General features: G+C 69.9%; 4 protein-coding genes. 2 read left to right on the forward strand and 2 right to left on the reverse strand.

Translation table 11 applies throughout. The features are described from left to right. Window positions 1-27: 27 nt before the first annotated feature. Both I53_RS15210 and guaA read left to right on the forward strand, forming a co-directional pair. Window positions 28-447: a hypothetical protein gene (locus tag I53_RS15210; protein WP_043352116.1), complete on the forward strand. Its 420-nt coding sequence runs from the start codon at window positions 28-30 to the stop codon at window positions 445-447. A 212-nt stretch (window positions 448-659) separates the two neighbouring features. Then, window positions 660-2,216 (forward strand): glutamine-hydrolyzing GMP synthase, encoded by a 1,557-nt coding sequence (gene guaA / locus I53_RS15215; RefSeq protein ID WP_043352113.1) that lies wholly within the window; start codon window positions 660-662, stop codon window positions 2,214-2,216. A gap of 134 nt (window positions 2,217-2,350) precedes the next feature. On the opposite strand, the gene I53_RS15220 is transcribed toward guaA, so the two are convergent. Further along, a complete protein-coding gene (locus I53_RS15220) occupies window positions 2,351-3,043 on the reverse strand; it encodes a GDSL-type esterase/lipase family protein (protein WP_043352114.1) in 693 nt (230 codons plus the stop codon). Next, on the reverse strand, window positions 3,040-3,573 hold the full coding sequence (gene tsaA / locus I53_RS15225) for a tRNA (N6-threonylcarbamoyladenosine(37)-N6)-methyltransferase TrmO (protein WP_251982330.1): 534 nt from the start codon (window positions 3,571-3,573) through the stop codon (window positions 3,040-3,042). Before tsaA ends, I53_RS15220 begins: the two co-directional genes overlap by 4 nt. Window positions 3,574-3,769: the final 196 nt, after the last annotated feature.

The raw sequence follows: 3,769 nt of genomic DNA on the forward strand, positions 1-3,769 counted from the left end.
CGATCCATCGACCTCCGAGAGGCATCCATGACGCAAGCGCATCCGACCAGCGGCGCCGAGCCCGAAGTCGATTGCCCGGTAACCCTCGAGGTCCTGGGCTCCGTCTACCGGGCCGACGATTTCGACCTGCCGCTGATCCTGGAGCAGATCCCGCCGCTGAAGCGCGCGCAGCTGGCCACCTACCTCTACGGCAAGAGCCACATGCACAAGCTCGGGCTGAAGGTCGCCCGCTCCTGCGAGCGCGACGACCTCATCCGCGTGGCGGGCGAGATCGGCTCGGTGATCCACGGACAGGCGCACCTGAAGCCGTCGCGGCCGGCGCCCGAGCCGGCCCCGCAGCTGCGCGCCAAGACTCCGCCCGGCCAGAAGAAGGTGAGCCTCGCCGGCGCCGCCGCGAAGCCCGCGATCAGCCTCGGCGGATCGGCCAAGGTCCGCAACTTCGACTGAGAGCCGACGCGTCGGGCCAGCCGAGACCACGTCGCGCGCCTGACCGGATCGGCCGATTCGGGTCCCGGGTCGCGCCGCGTGGCCCCGGGACGATGCAAGAGCGTATGATCGACGGGCGGAATCCGGCATTCCGTCGGCGTCAGCGCGTCGGAAGACCGGACAACCCGGACTTGTGCGTTGCACCCGCCCCGGCCTTCGGATAATCGCCCGCGATGAACACCGACCACGACAAGATCCTGATCGTCGATTTCGGCTCTCAGGTGACCCAGCTCATCGCCCGCCGGGTGCGGGAGGAGGGCGTCTACTGCGAGATCGTGCCCTTCACGAAGGCCGAGGCCGCGTTTCGCGAGCAGAAGCCCAAGGGCGTGATCCTCTCCGGCGGCCCCGAATCGGTAACCGTCGAGGCCTCGCCCCGCGCGCCCCAGCTCGTGTTCGATTCGGGCGTCCCGGTCTTCGGCATCTGCTACGGCCAGCAGACCATGGCGGCCCAGCTCGGCGGCGCCGTCGAGGGGGGACACCACGCGGAGTTCGGCCGGGCCGAGGTCGAGATCCTGGCCGATTGCCCCCTGTTCAAGGGCGTCTGGCACAAGGGCGAGAAGTACCCGGTCTGGATGAGCCACGGTGACCGCGTCACCAAGCTGCCGGACGGCTTCACCACCGTGGCGATCTCCAAGAACGCGCCCTTCGCGGCGGTGGCCGACGAGGCCCGCAACTACTACGCGGTGCAATTTCACCCGGAAGTGGCACACACCCCCCACGGCGCCCTGCTGATCCGCAACTTCGTGCGCGACGTGGCCGGCTGCTCGGGCGACTGGACCATGGGCGCCTATCGCGAGGAGGCCATCGCCAAGATCCGCGAGCAGGTCGGCTCCGAGAAGGTGATCTGCGGCCTGTCGGGCGGCGTCGATTCCGCCGTGGCGGCCGTGCTGATCCACGAGGCGATCGGCGACCAGCTGACCTGCGTGTTCGTCGATCACGGCCTCCTGCGCCTGGGCGAGGCCGAACAGGTCGTGGCCCTGTTCCGCGACCACTACAACATCCCGCTGGGTCACGTTGAGGCGTCGGGGATGTTCCTCGCGGCCCTCGAGGGCGTCTCGGATCCCCGAGGTCAGGCGCAGACCATTGGCCGCCTGTTCATCGACGTGTTCGAGGCCGAATCGAAGAAGATCGGCGGGGCGAAGTTCCTGGCGCAGGGCACGCTGTATCCGGACGTGATCGAGAGCGTGTCTTTCACGGGCGGCCCGTCCGTGACCATCAAGAGCCACCACAATGTCGGCGGCCTGCCCGAGCGCATGGACATGAAGCTCGTGGAGCCGCTCCGCGAGCTGTTCAAGGACGAGGTCCGGATCCTCGGCAAGGAACTCGGCCTGCCCGAGGGCTTCGTCGGCCGCCACCCGTTCCCGGGCCCGGGCCTGGCGATCCGCTGCCCCGGCACGATCACCGCCGAGAAGCTGGAGGCCCTGCGCAAGGCCGACGCGATCTACCTCGACGAGATCCGGCAGGCCGGGCTCTACGACACGATCTGGCAGGCCTTCGCGGTGATCCTGCCGGTGAAGACCGTCGGCGTGATGGGCGACGGCCGCACCTACGATCATGTCTGCGCGCTGCGCGCCGTCACGTCGGTGGACGGCATGACCGCCGATTTCTACCCGTTCGACATGGCCTTCCTGGGCCGCGTCGCGACCCGGATCATCAATGAGGTGAAGGGCATCAACCGGGTCACCTACGACATCACCTCGAAGCCCCCGGGCACCATCGAGTGGGAATGAGCAGGCCCGCAGCCGTCATCGCGAAAGCCGCGAGCCAATTCTGGGGAGCGTGACGGCAGGATTCCGGGCGCCCCCGGATCGCCCCGCGTCGCGCGCCGGGACGATGCGGACGCCGTGCCGTAGACCGCGCCCCGTCACGGCCCGCAGAGCGCCGGCTCGACCGCCTTCAGCGCCGGCCGGAACGCCGCGAGATGCAGCCCGTCCCGCAGGGCACCGGGCTTGGCGTAGCCGGTGTCGCCGTCGCGCAAGGCCGCGAACGGGTCCGTGAACACGCAGCCGAGCCGGCCGCACAGGTTGCGCAGGCGCTGCGAGTAAACTGCCACCGCGCCGGCATCGACGAGCTTGCCGAGTTCGCGCCCGACCGGGGGGAGGGCCGTTACCACGACGCGCGGGGTCAAAATCTGGAGCCGCTTGATGATCGCCTCTGCGGCGGCTTCGAACTGCGCCGTCGGCTTGTCCAGCTGCGGGTTGTTCTTCACGAGGATGTCGTTGGTCCCGATCGTCAGGGCGGCGAGCCGGGGAGGGACCTTGAAGGTCAGGCGCGCGAGATAGTCCGCATAGCTGGCCGCGGTCGAACCGCTGATCCCGCCGTTGAGGAAGTCGAGGCCGCAGGGCCGCTGGCTGCCGGGCTGCAGCTCCACCTGGGAATCGCCGGCCCAGAACACGTAATCCGGCGGCGCCTCGTCGAGGCTGACCTGCACGGCGATCAGGCGCATCTCCGCGTAGGCCCGCGCATCGGCGGCCGGCCTATGCAGGCGCCACCCGGCGAAACCGCCGATCGCCAGCAGGGCGAGCCCACCGAGAATGAGAAGGGCGACGCGCCTCACGGCTCGGCCCCGGCCCGGTCGACCTGCGCGTCCGGCCGCGCATCCGTGGAGGCGTAGTAGGGTTTGATGTCGAGGAGCGGCGTGCCGTCGAGGCAGTCGAGCCCGCGCACGCGGAGCGTGTCGCCGTCGCGGCCGAGCAGTTCCACCACCGACAGGGCGATCGGGTTGGGACGGGCGGGCGAGCGCAGGGAGAAGGTGCCGCGGGGACCGTCGGCGTGGCGCGGGCGCTGGATCACGAGGCCGCGGGTCGCCCGGTCCATCCAGTAGAGCAGGATCAGGTGCGTGCAGCCCGTGACGTTGCGCAGGCCGGGGACGTAGGCCGGATCGACCTCCACGGTGCAGACCGCATCGGTCTGCAGGCCATTCTTCGGACAGTCGGATCGCGCCTGCCAGGGCGTGCGCAGCCGGCCGATGAAGTGGAGGCCCGCATCGAAGGTCGTGGGCAATTCTGCCCTCACTTCGCCGGGACGGGTTCCGAACTCATCCGCGTCCATGCCGCCTCGCTCCGCGCCGGCGGGCTTGTCGGCCATGTGCCCGCGGCCCGCAACCCCGCATCTCGCCCCCGGATGGTGCGGGGTGTAGATCCGGCAGCAGGAACGGAGGCGACATGATCGAGCGGGAATTGCGGCCGATGCAGGCGGTGGCCGATGCCGGGACCGCCGTCGACCGGCTGGTCGAGCTCTACGACGACGCGGCCGGCGCCCTGCGAAATGCCCTGGAGCGCTA

This window comes from Methylobacterium sp. B1, assembly GCF_000333255.1.
Lineage (GTDB): Bacteria > Pseudomonadota > Alphaproteobacteria > Rhizobiales > Beijerinckiaceae > Methylobacterium > Methylobacterium fujisawaense.

Excerpts from the sequence above, each read along its gene's own strand:
- guaA (WP_043352113.1), top strand. The coding sequence starts at position 660 with ATGAACACCGACCACGACAAGATCCTGATCGTCGATTTCGGCTCTCAG.
- I53_RS15210 (WP_043352116.1), top strand. The coding sequence starts at position 28 with ATGACGCAAGCGCATCCGACCAGCGGCGCCGAGCCCGAAGTCGATTGC.
- tsaA (WP_251982330.1), bottom strand. The coding sequence starts at position 3,573 with ATGGCCGACAAGCCCGCCGGCGCGGAGCGAGGCGGCATGGACGCGGAT.